Below are 19,405 nucleotides of genomic sequence, written 5' to 3'. Positions count from 1 at the left end.
CCCCTCAGATCAGGCCGCGGCGGCGGGCGACGGCGGCTGCCTCGGTGCGCGACGCGGCGTCGAGCTTGGCCAGGATGTTGGACACGTGCACCGACACCGTCTTGGTGCTGATGAAGAGCTGCTTGCCGATCTCGCCGTTGCTGCGGCCCTCGGCGACGAGGGCCAGGATCTCGGACTCGCGCGGCGTCAGGGCCACCTCGCCCGACGCGGGCTCCGGGGCGGGCGCCGACCCCTGCGCCACCAGCTCGTCGAGGAGCGGCCGGGCGCGCAGCTCGTGCGCCGCCCGTCGGGCGAGGTCGGCGACCTCGCGGGCACCGGCGGGGTCGCCGGTCGCGCGCAGCACGCCCGCGAGGCGCACCCGCGCCTGCGCGATCTCGGGCACGCTGCCGTAGGTCACGGCCGCCTCCTCGGCGGCCCGCCAGGCCGCGACCAGCTCGTCGCCGGACGGCGGGTCGACCTGGGCGAGCCAGCGCCATCGCAGGTGCTCCGCGCTGCGGCGGGCCACCCACATGCGGTACTCCGGGCCGTGGCTGTCGTCGTAGGGCGCGTAGAAGTCGATGACCCGTCCGCCGTCGGAGAGCATCCGCTCGACCTCGGCGCGGGCCGACTCGCGCTCGTCGACCGACTGGCGAGCTGCGGCGGTGGCGAGGGCGGCGATGACCAGCGTCGCGAGCCGCAACCGCGCTTGGAACCAGTCGTGCCACAGCGGCACGACGGTCGCTACGACCTGGTCGTAGACCTCGATCGCGGTCTCGGCGTCGCCTGCGGCGTTGGCGCGTAGGAGCTCCGCGCTGGCGGACGTGACGGCGGTGAGCCCGTCGGTGCCCCAGTAGTCGCGCAGCCGCTCGAGCGCCTGGGGCTTGGGCTCGCCGCGGATGCCGATGAGGATCAGCATCTGGTGGGCGAAGAACAGCCACTCGAAGACCATCGGCGGGTTCTGGCCGCTCACGTCGAGCAGGTCCCACGCCTCGTCGAGCCTGCCCTGGTGGGTGAGGGCGACGGCGAGCAGCAGCCGCGCCTCGGCCGGGTAGGGCGACCAGACCAGGCCGCCGACCTCGCTGCGCTCGATCGTCTCGCGGTAGACCGCGATCGCCGTGTCGAGGTCGCCCTCGTCGTGGTGCAGGCGGCCCAGCAGGTAGAGCGCGCGCAGCTCGGGCTCGAGGAGCCCGGCGTGACGGGCCCGCTCGGCCGCGGCGCGCCACCCGGCACTGGCGCTCGAGCCGCCGGCCGGGTCGAGGCCCGCGACGGTGGTGTGCAGCTCGACGGCCAGGCTGGTGAGGTCGTGGCGCTCGGCGAGCTCGAGGGCGTCGAGGGCGATCGCCCGCGCCTCGTCCTGGTGCCACCCGGCGAGGCTCTGGGCCTGGACGAGCAGCGCGCGCACGAGCAGCTTGGGCGGGGCGTTGTGGAGCAGGTCGACCGCCTGGGCGGCGATCTCGCGGGGCGAGTCGGGCGTGTCGGTGAGCATCAGCGCGGACGCCAGGGCGGTGAGCAGCTGGCCCCGGTCGACGTCCGCGCCGTCGGCCGGGAGCGTCGCCAGCCGCGCCCTCAGCACCTTCACGGCCTTGTAGACGCGCCCGGACGCGATCAGCGCCTCCGCGCAGCGACGGGCGAGGACGGACGCGTCGACCTCGCCGACCGGCGTGCGGGAGGTGTCGATGAGCTCGAGCGCGTCGAGGAAGTGGGTGGCGGCCTCGGACGGGCCGCCGACGGCGAGCGCCTCCTCGCCGGCCTCGATGGAGGCGCGGACGGCGACCGGACGGTCGTCGGCCCGGCGGGCGTGCTGCGCCAGCTCGGCCGCCGTACCGACGACGCGGCCCTCGCCGAGCGCCGACACGAAGTCGGCGTGCAGCCGGATCCGCTCGCCGGGCAGCAGGTCGTCGTAGACCGCCTCCCCGAGCAGGGCGTGGCGGAAGGCGTAGGTGCCGCCGCGCGAGGCGACGAGCACGTGGGACTCGACGGCGTTGCGCAGCGCCGTCTCCAGCTCGGCGGCGCCGAGGTCGGACACCGTGGCGAGCAGCTCGTGGCTGACCTGGCGACCGGCGACCGAGACCAGACGCACGACCTGGCGGGTGGTGTCGTCGAGGCGGTCGAGGTGGACGAGCAGGACGTCGGCGAGCTCGCCGGGGACCTGGCCGGACCACGCGGCGCCCACCAGCTCCTCGATGAAGAACGGGTTGCCCTCGGCGCGGTCGACGATCGAGGTGTACTCCGCCTCCGACATCGTCGAGGGGTGCAGCGCCCGGACGAGGAGGCGTACGTCGTCGTCGTGGAGGGGCTCGACCTGGAGCCGGTCGACGCCGCGCAGGCGCATCCACTCGGCCACCTGGCGCCGCAGCGGGTGGCGGCGGTGGAGGTCGTCGGATCGGTAGGAGACGACGAGCGAGACGCCCGGGGCCGGGCGGGAGAAGAGGAAGCTGAGCATGTCGCGGGTCGACTCGTCGGCCCAGTGCGCGTCCTCGACCATGACGAGGACGGGAGCATCGTGCGCGACGGCGGAGAGGAGGTCGCCGAACGCGTCGTAGATGTTGCCGCGGTCGAGGGCCTGGTCGCCCGACGCGGTCTCACTGGTGCGGATCCGCCGGCCCGGCTGGAGGCGGGCGAGGGTGGGGTGGGCGTCGAGGACGCGGGTGGCGACGTCGGGCTGGTCGGTCATCAGCCGGCCGAGGATCTCGGAGAAGGGGAGGTAGGGCAGCGAGCTGTCCGCGAGGTCGAGGCAGTGACCGGCGACCACGTGCCAGCCCGCCTCGATCGCGACGTCGCGCAGCGCCATCAGGACCCGGGTCTTGCCGACCCCGGCGTCCCCGGCGACGAGCATCGCGCGGACCGTCTGCTCCACCCCCGACGTCGTACCGCCTCCGGACGCACGAATGCCGAGCTGGGAGCTCAGCTGCTCCAGCTCGGCATCGCGTCCGATCAGATCGGTGGTCCTCAGCGCCGGCACGGACGACATCATGTCGTGCCGCTCCGACACCTCGGCGCCGATCGCGCCGCGCGTCACTTCTCGTTCGTCGTGACGACGTTGCGGCGGACCCATCGGCGGGCCCTGTAGTCCTGGCGGACCTTGTCCTGTCGGTACTTGACCTCAGCACCCAGGAAGCTGTCGGTGGTGAACATGTGCTTCTCCTCTTCTCGTCCGGCCCCGTGGTGGGCCGGTGGGAAGAGATTCGTCCGCTGAGGTAGGGGCGGGCATCGGGCACGTGCCCTATCTCCGCGTGATCGCCTACCTCAGACGGGTGCGCGGGCGGGGTACGAGCGTCGTCTGAGGTAGGTGCGGACTACCCCAGTCCGGGGCGGCCGCCCTGCCAGACGCCCGCGACGAGCGGGACGCCGGGGCGGTAGGCGAGGTGGACGTAGGACGGTGCCTCGAGGAGCACGAGGTCGGCGGCCTTGCCCGGGGCGAGCACGCCGACGTCGTCGCGGTCGAGGGCTGCGGCGCCGGTCGCGGTGGCGGCGTGCAGCGCCTCGGCCGGGCTCATCCGCATCTCCCGGACCGCGAGCGCAATGCAGAGCGCCATCGAGGAGGTGAAGCACGAGCCGGGGTTGCAGTCGCTGGCGAGCGCGACCCGTACGCCGGCGTCGATGAGGCCGCGCGCGTCCGGGTAGGGCTGGCGGGTGGAGAACTCGACGCCCGGCAGGAGCGTCGCGATGGTGCCCGACTCGCTGAGCGCCGCGACGTCGGCGTCGCTGAGGAAGGTGCAGTGGTCGACGGCGACCAGGCCGAGCTCGCAGGCCAGCCGGACCCCGCCGCCGTACGTCAGCTGGTTGGCGTGGAGCCGTCCACGCAGGCCGCTGTCGGCCCCCGCCGCGAGGACGGCCCGCGCCTGGTCGACGTCGAAGGCGCCGTCCTCGCAGAAGACGTCGATCCAGCGGGCGTGCGGCGCCGCCGCCTCCAGCATCGGACCGGTGACCAGCTCGACGTAGTCCTCCGGGGAGGTGTCGGCCGGTACGACGTGGGCGCCGAGGAACGTCGTCTCCTCGGTGAACTGCCGAGCGACCGCGAGGCTGCGCGCCTCGTCGTGGACCGACAGGCCGTAGCCGCTCTTGATCTCCAGCGTCGTGGTGCCCTGGGCGCGCATCTCGGCGACGAGCCGGGCGACGTGGGAGGTGAGCTGGTCGTCGGAGGCCGCCCGCGTGCGCGCGACCGTCGTGCGGATCCCACCCGCGGTGTAGGGCTGCCCCGTCATCCGCGCCTCGAACTCCGCCGAGCGGTCACCGGCGAAGACGAGGTGGCTGTGGCTGTCGACGAAGCCCGGGATGACGGCCCGACCGCCGGCGTCGACCTGCGCGTCGGCGGCGGGCGCGTCGGCAGCGGGCCCGACCCACGCGACCGTGGCGCCGTCGAGCACGACGGCCGCGTCGTGGACGAGGCCGAGAAGGCCCTCACGCTCCGGGTCGTTGGTGACGAGCTCGCCGATGCGGGTGATGACTGTGGTCGTCACGTGTGATCCCTCCAGATGCGCTCGACGACCTCGTCCAGCTCGCGCCCGATCGCCGCCCGGTCGCCGTCGTCGACGATCCACCGGCCGTCGGCCATGACCCGTCGTACGTCCTCGGCGGTGGCCGCGAAGACGACGCTGTTCTCGTCGCGGCCGGTGCCCGCAGTACGCGGCGACGCCGGGTCGAGGACGACCAGGTCGGCCCGCTGCCCGACGGCGATCTCGCCCGCGTCGTCCCAGCCGAGGGATGCATGGCCGTCGGCGGTGGCAGCCGTGAGCAGCTCGCGCGCCGTCCAGTGACCGCGCTGCTGCGAGGCGAGGCGCTCGTCGAGCTCGACCGCGCGCATCTCCTCGAAGGGGTCGATCACCGCGTGGCTGTCGGAGCCGAGCGTCAGCCGGGCACCGGCGTCGCGCAAGCGTCGCGAGGGGCCGATGCCGTCACCGAGGTCGCGCTCCGTGGTCGGGCAGAACGACGCGTAGCACCCGGCCCCGCCGATCAGCGCGACGTCGTCGTCACCGAGGTGGGTGGCGTGCACGAGCGACGTCGTCGGGCGGAGCAGGCCGTGGTCGGCGAGCAGCCGCGCCGGGGTGACGCCGTACGCCTCGAGGCAGGCGTCGTTCTCGGCGACCTGCTCGGAGAGGTGCACGTGCAGCGGGCGGTCGCCGACCCAGCCGGCCACGACGTCGAGGGCGTCCTGGGGGACCGCGCGCACGGAGTGGACCGCCGCACCCACCGTGCTGCCGCCGATCGGCGCGAGCGCGTCCACCCGCTCGGCCCACGCGTCCGCCGATCCGTCGCTGTAGCGGACCTGCGCGCCCTCGGGCGCAGCGCCGAAGCCCGAGGAGAGGTAGAGCGTGTCGAGCAGCGTGATCCGGATGCCGGCCTCGTGTGCCGCGTGCACGAGTGCGAGACCCATCTCGTTGGGGTCGGCGTAGGGGGTGCCGTCGGACTGGTGGTGCAGGTAGTGGAACTCCCCGACGCTGGTGATCCCGGCGGCCGCCATCTCGCGGTACGTCGCCCGCGCGAGGGCGAGGTAGGTGTCCGGGTCGAGCCGCGCGGCGACGTCGTACATCTGGTCGCGCCAGGTCCAGAACGTCCCGCGCTCGCGCTGGGTGCGCCCGCGCAGTGCGCGGTGGAAGGCGTGGCTGTGGGTGTTGGCCAGGCCGGGCACGACCAGCCCGCGAACGGGGACGGCGCGCGGCGGGTCGGCGTCGGGCGTCACCGCCGTGAAGCGACCGCCCTCGACCTCGACCAGCACGTCGTCGGCGAAGCGACCCCCCGTCTCCGACGGCAGCCAGGCGTGCTCGAGGAGGTACGCCGTCATGGCTGGGCGGGCCCGGTCAGCTCCGCGAGCACGTCGGCGAGGGCCTCCACGCCGGCGAGGCAGTCGGCGGTCTCGGCGTGCTCGTCGGGCGAGTGCGAGACGCCGGTCGGGTTGCGGACGAAGACCATCGCGGTCGGGATGCCGGCGTCGGACAGGATGCCCGCGTCGTGGCCCGCCTGCGTCGGGACGACCGGCCAGTCCCCGAGCCCGGCGAGGCGGGCGGCGAGGTCGGGGGCGAAGGCGACCGATCCGGACACCGACTCGGGGGTCACCACGAGCGACGTCCCGTCGCGACCGGCGCGGTCGGTGCCCTGCCGCTCGACCTGGTCGACGAGCGCGGCGAGCTCGTCGTCGGAGGACGCGCGCGCGTCGAGCCAGGCGGTCACCAGCGACGGGACCGCGTTGGTGCCGTTGGGCTCGACCTGCACCCGGCCGAAGGTGGCGCGCTGGCCGGAGAGGCGGGCCTGCTTGTTGGCGGCGAGCGCGGTCATCGCGAAGGTGAGCATCGGGTCGTGCCGGTCCTCCATGCGCGTGGTGCCGGCGTGGTTGGCCTGGCCGGCGAAGTCGAAGCGCCAGCGACCGTGCGGCCAGATCTCGCTCGCCAGGCCGACCGCGACGCCGCGGTCGACCAGGTCGCGGCCCTGCTCGACGTGCAGCTCGACGAACGTCCCGACCCGCTCGAGGTCCAGCAGTCCGCGCGACGGGTCGAGCCCCGAGGCGGCGACGGCGTCGGCGAGGAAGACGCCGTCGCGGTCGCGCAGCCCGCGCGCGTCGTCCCACGTGGTCGCGCCGGTCACCAGCCGCGACCCCAGGCAGGCCCGGCCGAACCGCGAGCCCTCCTCCTCCACGAACACGCCGATCCCGATCGGCCGGTCCGCGACGACGCCGCGGGCGCGCAGGGTGTCGAGGGCCGCCAGGGCGGACACGACGCCCAGCGGGCCGTCGTACGCACCGCCGTCGAGGACCGAGTCGAGGTGCGAGCCGGTGAGCACCCCCTGGTCACCATCGCCCCACCAGGCGACCTGGTTGCCGATGCCGTCGGTCTCGACGGTCAGCCCCCGGGCGGCGCACTGCTCGGCGAACCACGTCCGCAGCTCGACCTCGGCGGCCCCCCAGGGCTGGCGGAAGTAGCCGCCGGACGAGGCCGACCGGCCCACCGGCACGAGGTCGCGCCACATCGCCTCGAAGTCGTCGGCCGCCATGCCCGCAGTCCATCGAAGTCCCACCACGCGGTCAACGCACGCGCCCGGCAAGTCGTCTCGGATCCCAGACCCTCGCCCGACGTCCTCGCGGGTTGCTCGACCGGCGATCAAGACCGAATCTTCGGTCCCCGTCAGGGAAACGCGTGAGGAACACCCGTGATGATGGCCCGATGGAGTTCCGTGACGTCGTACGCCGTCGGCGGATGGTGCGCCGCTACTCGTCCGAGCCGGTGGACCCCGCCGCCGTCGACCGGATGGTCGAGCACGCCCAGCGCGCGCCCAACGCGGGCTTCAGCCAGGGATGGGCGTTCCTCGTCCTGGACACGCCGACCGACGTGGACCTCTTCTGGTGGGCGACCGGCGCTCGGTCCAACGGCGCCCACTCCCGGCCCAACGCGTGGCTGGAGGGCATGCGGACCGCTCCGGTGATCATCGTCCCGCTCGCCTGCAAGGACGCCTACCTCGACCGCTACGCCGAGCCGGACAAGGGCTGGACCGACCGCAGCGAGGACAGGTGGGCCGTGCCGTACTGGTACGTCGACACCGGCATGGCGTCCCTGCTGATCCTGCAGACGGCCGTCGACGAGGGCCTGGGCGCCTGCTTCTTCGGTGTGCCGGCGGACTACGTCGACGACCTCCGGGCCGCCTTCAGCATCCCCGCGGACCACACGCCGGTCGGCGCGATCACCGTGGGCCACCGTGCCGAGGACACCGGATCCGCCGGCTCCCCGGCCCGGCGCGCCCGACGTCACGACGTGGTGCACCGGGGACGCTGGGAAGCCTGACGCCCGCCTGACGAGAGTCCCTCGAGGCACTACGGTCAGCGCATGACCGACCACGCCTCCGACCGGGTGGTCACCGCGCTGCAGGCCCTCGTCCGCATCCCGACCGTCTCCGACCGCGACCCGAGCCGGGTCGACGCGGAGGCGTTCGACCGGCTGCTCGCCGAGCTGAAGGACCACTTCCCCCTCCTCCACGAGCGCCTGACGCTCACGGTCGTCGGGACCCACGGGCTGCTCCTCAACTGGCCGGGCGCCAGCGCCGACCGGCCGGTCGTGCTGATGGCCCACCTCGACGTCGTACCCGTCGACGCGGAGGCTCCGTGGCAGCACGACGCCTTCGGCGGGGAGATCCACGACTCCCCCAGCGGACCGGCGATCTGGGGGCGCGGCACCCTCGACGACAAGGGGTGCGTGGCCGCGATCTGCGAGGCGGTCGAGTCGTTGCTCGAGGCCGGCCACGTCCCGGCCCAGGACGTGTGGCTGTCGTTCGGCTGCGACGAGGAGGTCAGCGGCACCGCCGCCCCGGAGGCGGTGGAGGTGCTCCGCGAGCGCGGCGTCACCCCGTGGCTCGTCGTCGACGAGGGCGGCGCGATCGCCGGCGGCGCCTTCCCCGGCGTGAAGCCGCCGCTCGGCGTCATCGGGGTCACCGAGAAGGGCACCACCTCCCTCGAGCTCGTCGCGGAGGGCCGCGGCGGACATGCCTCCACCCCGGCGAGGAACGGCCCGACCGCGCGGATCGCCCGGGCCATCCTGCGGATCGAGAAGTCGCCGTTCCCTGCCTCGGCCCCCGCTCCGACCCTCGAGCTGATGCGCCGGATCGCACCGCACGTGCCCCTCCCCCTGCGACCGCTGCTGGGCCGCGCCGACCAGCTCGCGCCGGTCGTCACCCGCGCCCTCCTCGCGGCCGGCCCGGAGGCCGCAGCCATGACGCGTACGACGGTCGCGGCCACCACGCTCAGCGGATCACCTGCGCTCAACGTGATCGCCTCGACCGCGAAGGCCGGGCTCAACATCCGCGTGATGGTGGGCGACACGGTCGCCGGGGTCGTCGAGCACGTCCGCAAGGCGATCGCCGACGACTCGGTCCGCATCGACGTCATCGAGTCCGGCGAGCCGTCCCCGATCTCGCCGATGGACGAAGCCTTCGAGCTGCTCGAGTCGTGCATCTCCGAAGTCTTCCCCGACGCGGTCTCCACGCCCTACGTGATGATGGCGGCCACCGACTCGCGCCACTTCACCGCCATCAGCGAGCACGTCTACCGCTTCGCGCCCTTCCGGATGACCAAGGCCCAGCGCCAGGCGATCCACTCCTACGACGAGCACATCGGCGTCGCCGACCTCGTCGACGGAGCCCGCTGGTACCAGCTGCTGATCGAGAGGCTTCCCTCATGAGCACCACTGCCAGGCCCGCAGCCCCGACCGCGGTGAAGGGGCTCGCGGCCATCGTCGGCTTCCTCGTCCTCGTCGAGTTCGCCAGCGGCATCCTGCAGGGCTACTACACGCCGATCTACCCGCAGATCGCCGAGCACCTCTCGATCCACGAGGGCGACACCAACTGGTTCGAGGCCGCTCAGCTGATCGTCAGCGCGCTCTGCATCCCGCTGCTCGCGCGGCTCGGTGACCTCATCGGCCACAAGAAGGTGCTGCTGATCTCGACCGCCGTCACCGCGCTCGGCTCGTGGTGGCTGGCCTTCGCGCCGGGCTTCACCAGCTTCCTCGTCGGGTGGGCGATCCAGGGCGCGTACGTCGTCTGGCTGCCGCTGGAGATCGCGATCATCCACCGCCGCACGCGCGACTCGGGGCGCCAGGAGCTGCTGACCCGTCGCGGGGCCGCGATCCTGGTCGGCTCGCTCGAGCTGGCGGTCATCGTGGGCGCGCTGACCAGCGGACTGCTCGTCGACTCACTGGACATGAACGTCCTGCTCGCGCTGCCCGCCGTCGTCGTCACGGCCGTCTTCTTCGTCATCCTGGTCGGCATCGAGCAGGCTCCCGGCGACGACACCGGCGGCATCGACTGGGGTGGCCTCGGGCTCATCACCGTCGCGCTCGGCGTGCTGATGGGCGGACTGGTGTGGCTGCGCCTCGACGGTGGCGGCAACGTGCTCGGCTGGCTGACCATCCTGGTCTCGTTCGCCGTCTTCGCCGCCTTCTGGCGCTTCGAGCAGCGCCACCCCGAGCCGATCGTCGACGTGCGGCTGTTCTCCAGCTCGGCCCAGTGGCCGGTGCAGCTCACGGCCTTCCTCTTCGGCGTCCCCGTGCTCGGCGGTCAGATCCCGCTGTCCACCTACGCCCAGGCCGACCCGGCCGTGCGCGGCTACGGCCTCGGTGCCGACTCGGCCTTCATCTCCACCCTCATCGGGCTCTACGTCGTCACGCTCGCGATCGGCGCCTTCACCCTGCCGCTGACGACGCGGCTCCTCGGCGGCGTACGACGTGCGCTCGTCGTCGCCTGCTGCCTGGTCGGCGTCGGCTACCTGCTGTGGCTGCCGTTCCACGACCACACCTGGCAGGCGCTGGTCAACATGGCGATCGCCGGCCTGGGCTCGGGCGCCCTCGTCGCCGCGCTGCCTGCGGCGGCGGCCGCCGCCGCTCCGCCCGAGCGCACCGGGATCGCCACCGGGATGACCAACGGCACCAAGACGGTCGGCGGCGCGATCGCGTCGGCGATCTTCGCCATCGCCCTGACGGCGACCGGCTCGCTCGAGGCCACCGCCAAGAAGGTGGCGCCACTCAGCGGCTACCTCACGGTGTGGGCCGTCTGCGCCGGGGCGTCGTTCCTCGCCGCGCTCGCGCTGCTGGCCGCGCCGAAGCACGCCTTCAGCGACGCCCCGCGCGCGACCGTCGGCCCCTGATCGGCACGGACCCACCGGGACGTCATACGGACGGGGCCACCGCTCGTCCCGGACGTATGACGTCCGGGGCGGCACCAGCGTCAGCGGGCGCCGTACGGCGCGTGGGTGGCGGTCACGGTGCTGTCCTCGGACGGCATCACGAACCACAGCAGCGGGTAGACCAGGACCTGGCTGCCGGGGACCACGACGAGCGTCACCAGGAACAGCAGCCGGGTCACCCACGGGCTGAGGCCGAGCCGGCGACCGACGCCGGCGCAGACACCGCCGATGATCGCGCGGTCGGTCGAGCGGACGAGGCCCTGGCGGGCGAGGGCGGTGCGGATCTTCTCCATGCCTCCAGCATGCGCCGCACGGCCGTGCCGCACCATCCGGGTCACCCCCGGTCGGACCCCGAAACCCGTCAGCGCAGGCGGTCGGTCTCCTTCGTCGCCTCGCGGAGACGAGCGGCGAGCCCGTCGGTCAGCATCCCGGGCTCCAGCTGCCACGACCACGTGGCGGCCGTGCCGGGCGTGTTCATCCGCGCCTCGGAGCCGAGAGAGAGCACGTCCTGCGCCTGGACCATCGCGAGCCGGCACGGCGTGGAGTGCGCCAGCCTCACCATCGCCCACGCCGGGTCGGCCTCCTCGATGCCGGCCGCCCGCCACGCCCGCTGCGCCTCGCGTCGACGCCGGGCGGGCAGCGTCGCCCACCACCCGACGACGGTGTCGTTGTCGTGCGTGCCGGTGTAGACGACCTGGTCGCGACGGAGGTTCTCCGGCTCGTGGCGCCGGTCGTCACCGTCCGGGTCGAAGGCGAACTGCAGGACGGCCATCCCGGGGAAGCCCAGCGCGTCGCGGAGCCGCTCGACCGGGGCGTCGATGACGCCCAGGTCCTCCGCGACGACAGGCATCGGACCGAGCTCCGCGGTCGCGGCGTCGAACACCGCTCGACCGGGCCCCCGCTCCCACCGTCCGTGCTCGGCCGTCGCGTGGCCGGCGGGAACGGCCCAGAACGCGGCGAAGCCCCGGAAGTGGTCGATGCGGACCAGGTCGTAGAGGGAGAGGCTGCGGCGGAGGCGCTCGACCCACCAGCGGTAGCCGTCGGTGGCCAGCGCGTCCCAGTCGTAGAGCGGGTTGCCCCACAGCTGACCGGTCTCGGTGAAGGCGTCCGGCGGGACGCCGGCGACGGCGTCGTCCCTGAAGTACTGCGGCCAGGCGACCGCGTCGGCGCTCCCCGCGGAGACGTAGATCGGCACGTCCCCCATCACCTGCACCCCGTGGTCCGCGGCGAACGTCCGGAGCGCCCGCCACTCCCGCTCGAAGCGCACCTGGTCGGCGAGGTCGCCGCCGTGGGCCGCCCACGACCCGGCCCAGTACCCGTGCTCCTCGGCGAAGGCGGCCACCTCGTCGTCCTCGACCGGCGCGTCCGGGTCCTCCAGCAGCCCGGGCCACGCCGCGAACGCGGACGGCGAGGCGTACGGCGATCCGTGGGCGTCCGGGACCGCGACGGGCAGCACCTGCCACACCGACTGACCGGCATCGGCCAGCCAGCGCACGAAGTCGCGCGCCGGCTCGCCGAGACGGCCGCCGGGCAGCGAGGTGACATGCAGCTGGACGCCGGCGACCCGGTCCGAGATGCCTGTGGTGACCATGCCGCCAGCGTGTCACGCGTCCAGCCTCACCCAGCAGGTCCCGACGGGCGGGCTCGTACAGTGGACGCATGCCGGACACAGGCCGGGACGACGAGTTCACCACCGCGGACGCCGAGTCCGTGCGCCGCGAGGTCGAGCGTGACGAGCGCACCGGCCGGTCGGCGGCCGCCGCGCGCATCCAGCACCAGGCGAGCTGGGTCGACCAGCAGATCCGGATCGCGATGGAGCGCGGCGACTTCGACGACCTCGCCGGCTACGGCAAGCCGATCGAGGACCTCGGCGTGGAGCACGACCCCGACTGGTGGATCAAGAAGCTCGTCGAGCGCGAGAACATCGCGATCCTCCCGCCCGCCCTCGCCCTGCGGAAGGAGGACGCCGAGCTCGACGAGCGGCTCGACCGGATCAACGTCGAGTCGGAGGTACGACGCGAGGTCGAGGACTTCAACGCCCGCGTCCGCAAGGCGATCTACACGCCACCGACGGGACCGTCCGGCCCGCCAGTGATCACCCGGCAGCGCGACGTCGACGACGAGGTCGCCGCCTGGCGCGAGCGTCGTACGGCCCGGATCGAGGCGCAGCGTGCGGCCCGTGCAGCAGCCGAGGCGGCCGAGCCGGCGAAGCGCCGCTGGTGGCAGCGCCGCTCCTGATCCGCGAGAGATCCGTCATATCGACAGCCGCCCGCCCGACGGTAGTTTGCGCGCATGACGCGTACCGCCAAGGACTTCTTCGCCCCGCTGGCCGTCGGGGCGCCCGCACCGCTGCGCGAGATCCCGGCCAGGCCGAGCCGCGCGATCCACTTCTTCGACCCGGGCAACGAGAAGATGGCGGCCAAGGTGCCGGACATGGTCGGCACCGTCGACGTCCTCCTCGGCAACCTCGAGGACGCGGTCAAGGCGGAGAACAAGGAGAAGTCACGCCAGGGCCTGGTCGACATCGGCAGGGCCACCGCCAATCTCGGCGGCACAGTCGGACCGACCCAGCTCTGGACCCGCGTCAACTCCCTGGACAGCCCGTGGGGCCTCGACGACCTCGTCACCCTCGTGACCGAGATCGGCGACAAGCTCGACGTGGTCATGGTGCCGAAGGTGCAGGGCGCCGAGGACATCCACTACGTCGACCGCCTGCTCGCCCAGCTCGAGGCCAAGGCCGGCCTCGACCGGCCGATCCTCGTGCACGCGATCCTCGAGACGGCGCGTGGCGTGGCCAACATCGAGGAGATCTGCGCGGCCAGCCCGCGCATGCAGGGCCTCTCGCTCGGCCCGGCGGACCTCGCCGCCGACCGGCGGATGAAGACCACCCGCGTCGGTGGCGGCCATCCCGGCTACCTCGTGCGTCAGGACCCCGAGCGCGACGACCTCGGCGTCCCGCAGTACGACGGTCCGCGCACGACGTACCAGCAGGACCTGTGGCACTACACGATCGCCCGGATGGTCGACGCGTGCGCGATGCACGGGATCTACCCCTACTACGGGCCGTTCGGGGACATCAAGGACACCGTCGCCTGCGAGGACCAGTTCCGCAACGCGTTCCTGCTCGGCTGCGTCGGCGCCTGGTCGCTGCACCCGGCCCAGATCGCGATCGCGAACAAGGTCTTCTCCCCCAGCGTCGAGGACGTCGCACACGCGCGACGGGTCATCGCCGCGATGGGCGACGGCACGGGCGCGGTGATGATCGACGGCAAGATGGAGGACGACGCGTCGGTGAAGCAGTGCCAGGTGATGGTCGCCCTCGCCGACGAGCTGGCCGCCATCGACCCCGAGCTCAAGAAGCAGTACGACGCCATCCCCGACCAGCACAGCGGCACGGAGGCCTGAGATGAGTGACTTCACTCCGCTCCGCTCCGTGCTCTACATGCCCGGCTCCAACGAGCGGGCGCTGGAGAAGGCCGAGGCCATCCCCTGCGACGCGCTGATCCTCGACCTCGAGGACTCGGTCGCACCCGACGCGAAGCCCGCCGCGCGCGAGGCCGCGGCCGCCGCGGCCGCCAGCGGCGACTACGGTCGTCGTACGGTCACCATCCGCGTCAACGGCATCGGCACCGAGTGGCACGAGGCCGACATCACCGCGGCGGCACAGGCCGGACCGGCCGCGGTCGTCGTGCCCAAGGTCGAGAGCCCCGAGCAGGTGGCCCGGCTCGTCGACCTGCTCGAGGCGGCCGGTGCGCCCGACCACACCCGGCTCTGGGCGATGGTGGAGACCCCCGTGGCCGTCCTCGACGCCCTCGCGATCGCCAGGTCCTCCGAGCGGCTCGGCGCCTTCGTCCTCGGTACCAACGACCTGGTCAAGGAGCTGTACGCCGAGCACGTCCCGGGTCGCGCTCCCCTCCTGCCCAGCCTGCACACAGCCCTGCTCGCCGGCCGCGCCGCGGGGATCGCGGTCATCGACGGCGTCTACAACGACGTGAAGGACGCCGAGGGCTTCCTCGCGGAGTGCGAGCAAGGACGGCAGATGGGCTTCGACGGCAAGACCCTCATCCACCCCGGCCAGGTCGAGGGCGCGAACACGACCTTCGCGCCGAGCGAGGAGGCCGTCGAGGACGCCCGCGGGCTCATCGCGGCCTTCGAGGACGGGAGGGGGTCGGGAGTGGTGACCTACCGCGGCCGGATGGTGGAGAACCTGCACGTGGAGTCCGCGCGCCGCACGCTCTCCATCCACGAGGCGATCCGGGCACTCGACGCCTCGTGAGGGCTCTCCGGCCCGATTGGTCCGACCCCGGGTCCGACTTGTGTCTGACCATGGACAAACTGTGGACAAAATTCACCCGCAGGGAGGGTCGTCGGCTTTCCAAACGCCCCGGCACGCGGCAGAGTGCAGGCGCCGCCCACACCTGGGCGCTTCACTAGGAGGCGAAACACATGGTTGTCCTCGGACTGATCCTGCTCATCATCGGCCTGCTCGTCGCATCGGCGAAGATCCTGGTCACGATCGGCCTGATCCTCATCGTCGTGGGCCTCGTGCTCAACCTCGTGCCGATCGGCGGCACCCGCCGACGGGTGTTCTGACACCTCAGACTCCAGGCCCCGGACACCTCGGTGTCCGGGGCCTGCTGTGTCTGGGGCCACGTCCGGGCGCGGACCGAGGGGAACCGGTGCTCGCCCTTCGAGGAGGTGGCCTCAGGCGGCGCCACTCCGCATGACCCCGAGGAACGACACGACCTCCTCGCGCAGCAGCTCGGCCATCTGCGCCAGGCCCTGGGCCGGGGCGTCGAGGCCCTCGACGGCGCCACGGAACTGTCCGTCCACCGCCGTCCGCACGGCGTCGACCATGGGGGACATCTCGCGCACGGTGCCCTCCACGCTGGTCATCGCCGCGGTACTGGAGGTCACCACCTGCTGCATCGACTGGACCTGGCCCACGATGCGCTCGGTGGACTTCGCGGTGGTGTCGGCGAGCGTCTTGACCTCGCTGGCGACCACGGCGAACCCGCGACCCGCCTCGCCGGCGCGAGCCGCCTCGATCGTGGCGTTGAGCGCGAGCAGCTGGGTCTGGGCGGCGATCTGGGAGATCACGCGGACCACGTCCTGGATCTCCTGGGCGGCACCGTCCAGGCTCTCGCCGGTGGTGCTCGCAAGGTCGGCCTGACCGACGGCGTGGTGGGCGGCGTCGGAGAGCCCGGCGGCCGTCGCGCTGAGCTCGGTGGCGGCAGCGGCCACCTGCTCCGACACCGACATGACGGTGTCCTCGAGGCGGTTGGCCAGCTCCTGCCGAGCGCCCTCGGCGAGGTCGATCTCCCGCTGGGAGGCGGCCATCTGCGCGCTCGCCCCGTTGATGGTCGTGGCACCGCTGCGGAACGAGCCGCTCATGCCGCTGGTCAGGAAGGTGCGGTGGAAGCGTCCCTCGCTGGCCGCCTCCAGCGAGGCGGCCGACTCACGGACGTAGGCGTCGGTCCGGTCGAGCAGCAGGTTGAGGGCCGCTCGCAGCTCGGCGACGTCCTCCATCCCCTCGCTCCCCGGCACGGCCATCGCCCGCGCCTCGAAGTCACCCGAGGCGGCGTCGCGGCAGGTGGCGAGCCACTGCTGGACGACCGCGCGGTAGACCTCTGCCTCGTCGACGACCGGCGCGCGGCCGACACCGCGCAGCCTGCTCATGCCGCCACCCCGTTCGCCAGCGACCACACGAACTCGTCGTAGGAGGTGCCGCGCTCGGAGAGCAGGTCGTGCAACAGCGCCTCGCCGGCCCGGGCGGCGTCGGTGGAGCGCGAGTGCCGGCTCTCCTCCGCCACCAGGCGGCGATAGATCGGCTCGACCTCGCGGATCGCTCGCGGGTCCGGCAGCCGGCGGTTGGAGTGGTAGCCGACCAGGTTGCCGGCCGGCCCGAGGCTCGGGGTGACGTGGGCGAGGACCCAGTAGTGGGCGCCGTCGCCGGCGAGGTTCACGACGTACGCGAACAGCTCCTGCTTGCTGCCGAGGGTGTCCCACAGCAGCTTGAAGACCGCCTTCGGCATCTCCGGGTGCCGGATGATGCTGTGCGGTTGGCCGAGCAGGTCGGTCTCGGCCATCGCCGAGACGCGGCAGAACACGTCGTTGGCGTAGGTGATCCGGCCCTTGAGGTCGGTCTTGGTGACGATGACCTCGTCACGACCGAACGACCGCTCCACCCCGGTGGGGCGGACCCCTCGCAGGAGCGGGGTCTCCGTTGTCGTTGTCACGTGTGCACCTCCAGCTGCGCCGGGCTCCGTGCCCCGGTCGACGGGGTTATCGGCCCCGACAGCCCCGGGTTGAGGAGTCCGACCGAAGTCGTACGCCACCGGTGAGGTCCGAAACCCGCGTGCGGACTGTCGGTGCCCGGCGACAGAATCGTCCGGTGAGCTCATCGGTGACCCTGCGGCAGTTCTGGGCCCAGCTGGCGCCCGAAGGACGCTGGCTGCTCTCGACGGTCGCGGTCCAGACGCTCGGGCGCGGGCTGACCCTGCCCTTCACGGTGATCTACCTCCACGAGGTCCGCGGGTTCTCCCTCGACCTCGCCGGCACCCTGATGGCATTCATCGCTGTCGTCGCGCTGCTGGTCACGGGACCGGGCGGCGCCCTCACCGACCGCCTCGGGGCGCGGCGGGTGCTCCTCGCCTCGACCACGTGCCAGCTGGTCGGGTGCGCCGTGCTGGCCTTCGCGACCACGCCCGTCGTCGCGGTGGTGGCGATGGCGTTCCTCGGCATCAACTTCGGGATGTCGTGGCCGGCGTTCAACGCGCTCATCGCCGCGGTCACCACCGGCGAGCAGCGCCAGCAGTACTTCGGCATCAACTTCGCGCTGGTCAACCTCGGCATCGGGGTCGGCGGCATCATCGGTGGCCTCTACGCCGACGTGTCGCAGCCGCACACCTTCACGGTGATCTTCCTCGCCGACGCCGCCAGCATGCTGGTCCCGATCGCGCTGCTGCTCGGCCCCCTGCGCCACGTCACCGGCCAGCACGCGGCACCCGAGGACGACGACGCGACGAGCGGGTCCTACCTCGCCATCCTGCGCACCCCGGCAGTGATCGGGATGACGGGCCTGACCTTCATCGCGGTCTTCCTCGGCTACGGCCAGCTGGAGGCGGGGTTCCCGGCCTTCGCGCGCCAGGTCGGTGACGTCTCGACGGGGGTCATCGGGGTCGCCTTCGCGATCAACACCGCCGTGATCGTGCTGCTGCAGTTCCTCGTGCTGCGTCGCATCGCCGGTCACCGCCGCACGCGCGTCATGCTGGTGATGTGCGCGATCTGGGCGCTGTCCTACGTCGTGCTCGGCGCGACGGGGCTGGTCCCGGACCGGTTCGCCGCCGTCGGCGTGCTGACCTTCATGGCCCTGTTCGCCCTCGGCGAGACGATGATGCAGCCGACCATCCCCGCCATCACCAACGACATGGCGCCCGACCACCTCCGCGGGCGTTACAACGCGGTCAACGCGGGCGCCTTCCAGGCGGGAGCGATCGGCGGGCCACTGTTCGCCGGGTTCGTGCTCGACCGCGGGTGGGCGACGGCCTACGTCGCGGTGCTCGTCGCGGGCTGCGCGCTGATCGCCGTGCTCGCCCTCGTCGTCGAGCGGCTGGTCAGCCCGGCGGTCAACGGGGTGCCCGACGAGCAGGTCCCCACCGCCGACCCCGCGACGGGCGAGCCGGCTCCGCAGGCCCGGACCGGTCGGGACTGAACCGTCAGGCGCTCTCGTTGCCGCGGCGGAAGCGGTCGTTGAGCCAGGTGCTCGCCGTGCCCATCCAGCCGGCGAGGTCGTGGACGAGCCGGCCGAGCGTGTCCTGGGTCCGCTCGAAGGCAACGGCGTAGCTGGCTGCGGCCTCCTGCGCGGCCTCGCTGACCGAGGCGTCGTCGTCACCCTCGCGGCGCGGGTAGGCGCCGCCGAGGATCGCGGTGTAGGCACCGGAGTCGATCCACCGGCGCAGCTCGGTGGCCCGGACCACGGCGAACGGGTGGGTCTGCTGCTGCAGCAGCGACAGCTTGATGAGCGACTCGCGCACGTCGCCGCCCTCGTCGTACTCAGCCCCCTGCGCGAGGAACGACGTCACGTCGAGCTCGTCGAGGGTGCCGCCGCTGGCGAGCTTCATGTGGGTGCGCAGCGCGGCGGTCGGGTCCTGGCTGGCGAGGAGACCGGCACGGTCGGCCGACAGCTCGGCCTTGCGCGACCACTCGAGCAGCCCGACGGTCACCATCCGGATGCCGAGCGCGCCGCCGGGCACGGCGTTGAGCAGACCCCCGAGGCCGAGGAGTCGCAACAGCAGCGTGCGGTAGACCGCATGGCCGCTGATGGCGTGCCCGAGCTCGTGGCCGATGACGAAGCGCAGCTCGTCGTCGTCGAGGTGGTGCACGAGGCCGGACGACAGCACGATGACCGGCTTGTCCATGCCGACCGTCTGGGCGCCGAGCGTCGGGTCGGCCTGGACGTACATCTCGGGCAGCACGGTCGCGTCGAGGCTCTGGCCGACCTCGGCCAGGAGCCGGTGCAGCCGGGCGAACTGCCGCTCGTCGACGCGAACCGCCGAGCCGAGCAGCGTCAGCCGCCACGCGCGCTCGCGGAACACCCCCGACATCGTCTTGAGCAGGACGTCGAAGCCCTTGAGCTTGCGCAGCGCGACGAGCGCGCCCTTGTCGGCGGGGTGCTCCCACGCCCGTGAGCTGATGTCCGTCAGGACGACGCGCGCACGCGCCGGCTTCTTCCTGTCCCCCGATGCCATGGGGGGATCCTGCCCCATC

The 19,405-nt window shown here is 72.9% G+C and carries 17 protein-coding genes; 8 read left to right on the top strand and 9 right to left on the bottom strand.

The window, feature by feature from the left end:
• Positions 1-4: 4 nt before the first annotated feature.
• From L2K70_RS00505 to L2K70_RS00490, 4 genes are all read right to left on the bottom strand, one after another.
• Positions 5-2,998 carry a helix-turn-helix transcriptional regulator gene (locus L2K70_RS00505; RefSeq protein WP_236397407.1) on the bottom strand — a complete coding sequence of 998 codons (2,994 nt, stop codon included), beginning with the start codon at positions 2,996-2,998 and terminating at the stop codon, positions 5-7.
• 277 nt (positions 2,999-3,275) lie between these two features.
• On the bottom strand, positions 3,276-4,439 hold the full coding sequence (gene hutI, locus L2K70_RS00500; RefSeq protein WP_236397404.1) for an imidazolonepropionase: 1,164 nt from the start codon (positions 4,437-4,439) through the stop codon (positions 3,276-3,278).
• Positions 4,436-5,761 carry a formimidoylglutamate deiminase gene (locus L2K70_RS00495; protein ID WP_236397401.1) on the bottom strand — a complete coding sequence of 442 codons (1,326 nt, stop codon included), beginning with the start codon at positions 5,759-5,761 and terminating at the stop codon, positions 4,436-4,438. The genes hutI and L2K70_RS00495 overlap by 4 nt, the downstream gene beginning before the upstream one ends.
• A complete protein-coding gene (locus L2K70_RS00490; protein ID WP_236397398.1) occupies positions 5,758-6,963 on the bottom strand; it encodes an allantoate amidohydrolase in 1,206 nt (401 codons plus the stop codon). The genes L2K70_RS00495 and L2K70_RS00490 overlap by 4 nt, the downstream gene beginning before the upstream one ends.
• Before the next feature lie 170 nt (positions 6,964-7,133).
• Here L2K70_RS00490 and L2K70_RS00485 point away from each other — a divergent pair, with 170 nt between their 5' ends.
• From L2K70_RS00485 to L2K70_RS00475, 3 genes are read left to right on the top strand one after another with little or no spacing between them, the layout of a single operon-like run.
• On the top strand, positions 7,134-7,748 hold the full coding sequence (locus L2K70_RS00485) for a nitroreductase family protein (RefSeq protein ID WP_236397395.1): 615 nt from the start codon (positions 7,134-7,136) through the stop codon (positions 7,746-7,748).
• Between the two features lie 42 nt (positions 7,749-7,790).
• Entirely contained in the window at positions 7,791-9,137 is a 1,347-nt protein-coding gene (locus L2K70_RS00480) for a M20/M25/M40 family metallo-hydrolase (RefSeq protein WP_236397392.1), read from the top strand.
• Positions 9,134-10,597 (top strand): MFS transporter, encoded by a 1,464-nt coding sequence (locus L2K70_RS00475; RefSeq protein ID WP_236397389.1) that lies wholly within the window; start codon positions 9,134-9,136, stop codon positions 10,595-10,597. The genes L2K70_RS00480 and L2K70_RS00475 overlap by 4 nt, the downstream gene beginning before the upstream one ends.
• Positions 10,598-10,677: 80 nt before the next feature.
• On the opposite strand, the gene L2K70_RS00470 is transcribed toward L2K70_RS00475, so the two are convergent.
• Entirely contained in the window at positions 10,678-10,929 is a 252-nt protein-coding gene (locus tag L2K70_RS00470; protein WP_236397386.1) for a PspC domain-containing protein, read from the bottom strand.
• Positions 10,930-10,997: 68 nt separating this feature from the next.
• The gene (locus tag L2K70_RS00465) at positions 10,998-12,227 is read right to left on the bottom strand and encodes a 4-alpha-glucanotransferase (protein WP_236397383.1); all 1,230 of its coding nucleotides are present in this window, start codon (positions 12,225-12,227) and stop codon (positions 10,998-11,000) included.
• 68 nt (positions 12,228-12,295) lie between these two features.
• On the opposite strand from L2K70_RS00465, the gene L2K70_RS00460 reads away from it, so the two are divergent.
• From L2K70_RS00460 to L2K70_RS00445, 4 genes are all read left to right on the top strand, one after another.
• Positions 12,296-12,874, top strand: coding sequence for a DnaJ family domain-containing protein (locus L2K70_RS00460; RefSeq protein ID WP_236397379.1), 579 nt, complete (start codon positions 12,296-12,298; stop codon positions 12,872-12,874).
• Positions 12,875-12,928: 54 nt separating this feature from the next.
• Entirely contained in the window at positions 12,929-14,041 is a 1,113-nt protein-coding gene (locus L2K70_RS00455; RefSeq protein WP_236397376.1) for an HpcH/HpaI aldolase/citrate lyase family protein, read from the top strand.
• A gap of 1 nt (position 14,042) precedes the next feature.
• On the top strand, positions 14,043-14,912 hold the full coding sequence (locus L2K70_RS00450; RefSeq protein ID WP_236397373.1) for an HpcH/HpaI aldolase/citrate lyase family protein: 870 nt from the start codon (positions 14,043-14,045) through the stop codon (positions 14,910-14,912).
• Positions 14,913-15,082: 170 nt separating this feature from the next.
• Entirely contained in the window at positions 15,083-15,229 is a 147-nt protein-coding gene (locus tag L2K70_RS00445; RefSeq protein WP_236397370.1) for a hypothetical protein, read from the top strand.
• A 111-nt stretch (positions 15,230-15,340) separates the two neighbouring features.
• Here L2K70_RS00445 and L2K70_RS00440 read toward each other — a convergent pair whose 3' ends face one another.
• The gene (locus L2K70_RS00440; RefSeq protein ID WP_236397367.1) at positions 15,341-16,315 is read right to left on the bottom strand and encodes a methyl-accepting chemotaxis protein; all 975 of its coding nucleotides are present in this window, start codon (positions 16,313-16,315) and stop codon (positions 15,341-15,343) included.
• Positions 16,312-16,875 carry a PAS domain-containing protein gene (locus L2K70_RS00435; RefSeq protein WP_236397364.1) on the bottom strand — a complete coding sequence of 188 codons (564 nt, stop codon included), beginning with the start codon at positions 16,873-16,875 and terminating at the stop codon, positions 16,312-16,314. The genes L2K70_RS00440 and L2K70_RS00435 overlap by 4 nt, the downstream gene beginning before the upstream one ends.
• Positions 16,876-17,030: 155 nt before the next feature.
• On the opposite strand from L2K70_RS00435, the gene L2K70_RS00430 reads away from it, so the two are divergent.
• A complete protein-coding gene (locus L2K70_RS00430; RefSeq protein WP_236397361.1) occupies positions 17,031-18,350 on the top strand; it encodes an MFS transporter in 1,320 nt (439 codons plus the stop codon).
• A 4-nt stretch (positions 18,351-18,354) separates the two neighbouring features.
• Here L2K70_RS00430 and L2K70_RS00425 read toward each other — a convergent pair whose 3' ends face one another.
• Positions 18,355-19,386 (bottom strand): M48 family metallopeptidase, encoded by a 1,032-nt coding sequence (locus tag L2K70_RS00425; RefSeq protein WP_236397359.1) that lies wholly within the window; start codon positions 19,384-19,386, stop codon positions 18,355-18,357.
• Positions 19,387-19,405 lie beyond the last annotated feature (19 nt).

Source organism: Nocardioides potassii (assembly GCF_021648885.1).
Taxonomy (GTDB): Bacteria; Actinomycetota; Actinomycetes; order Propionibacteriales; family Nocardioidaceae; genus Nocardioides; species Nocardioides potassii.
The sequence above is the reverse complement of the archived record's forward strand: the minus strand, read 5'-3'. Positions and strand labels throughout refer to the sequence as shown.

What these genes read in the sequence shown, in the direction of transcription:
- L2K70_RS00475 (WP_236397389.1), top strand. Translation starts at nt 9,134, where the DNA reads ATGAGCACCACTGCCAGGCCCGCAGCCCCGACCGCGGTGAAGGGGCTC.
- L2K70_RS00425 (WP_236397359.1), bottom strand. Translation starts at nt 19,386, where the DNA reads ATGGCATCGGGGGACAGGAAGAAGCCGGCGCGTGCGCGCGTCGTCCTG.
- L2K70_RS00485 (WP_236397395.1), top strand. Translation starts at nt 7,134, where the DNA reads ATGGAGTTCCGTGACGTCGTACGCCGTCGGCGGATGGTGCGCCGCTAC.
- L2K70_RS00465 (WP_236397383.1), bottom strand. Translation starts at nt 12,227, where the DNA reads ATGGTCACCACAGGCATCTCGGACCGGGTCGCCGGCGTCCAGCTGCAT.
- L2K70_RS00480 (WP_236397392.1), top strand. Translation starts at nt 7,791, where the DNA reads ATGACCGACCACGCCTCCGACCGGGTGGTCACCGCGCTGCAGGCCCTC.
- L2K70_RS00495 (WP_236397401.1), bottom strand. Translation starts at nt 5,761, where the DNA reads ATGACGGCGTACCTCCTCGAGCACGCCTGGCTGCCGTCGGAGACGGGG.
- L2K70_RS00490 (WP_236397398.1), bottom strand. Translation starts at nt 6,963, where the DNA reads ATGGCGGCCGACGACTTCGAGGCGATGTGGCGCGACCTCGTGCCGGTG.
- L2K70_RS00450 (WP_236397373.1), top strand. Translation starts at nt 14,043, where the DNA reads ATGAGTGACTTCACTCCGCTCCGCTCCGTGCTCTACATGCCCGGCTCC.
- L2K70_RS00455 (WP_236397376.1), top strand. Translation starts at nt 12,929, where the DNA reads ATGACGCGTACCGCCAAGGACTTCTTCGCCCCGCTGGCCGTCGGGGCG.
- L2K70_RS00445 (WP_236397370.1), top strand. Translation starts at nt 15,083, where the DNA reads ATGGTTGTCCTCGGACTGATCCTGCTCATCATCGGCCTGCTCGTCGCA.
- L2K70_RS00440 (WP_236397367.1), bottom strand. Translation starts at nt 16,315, where the DNA reads ATGAGCAGGCTGCGCGGTGTCGGCCGCGCGCCGGTCGTCGACGAGGCA.
- L2K70_RS00460 (WP_236397379.1), top strand. Translation starts at nt 12,296, where the DNA reads ATGCCGGACACAGGCCGGGACGACGAGTTCACCACCGCGGACGCCGAG.
- L2K70_RS00470 (WP_236397386.1), bottom strand. Translation starts at nt 10,929, where the DNA reads ATGGAGAAGATCCGCACCGCCCTCGCCCGCCAGGGCCTCGTCCGCTCG.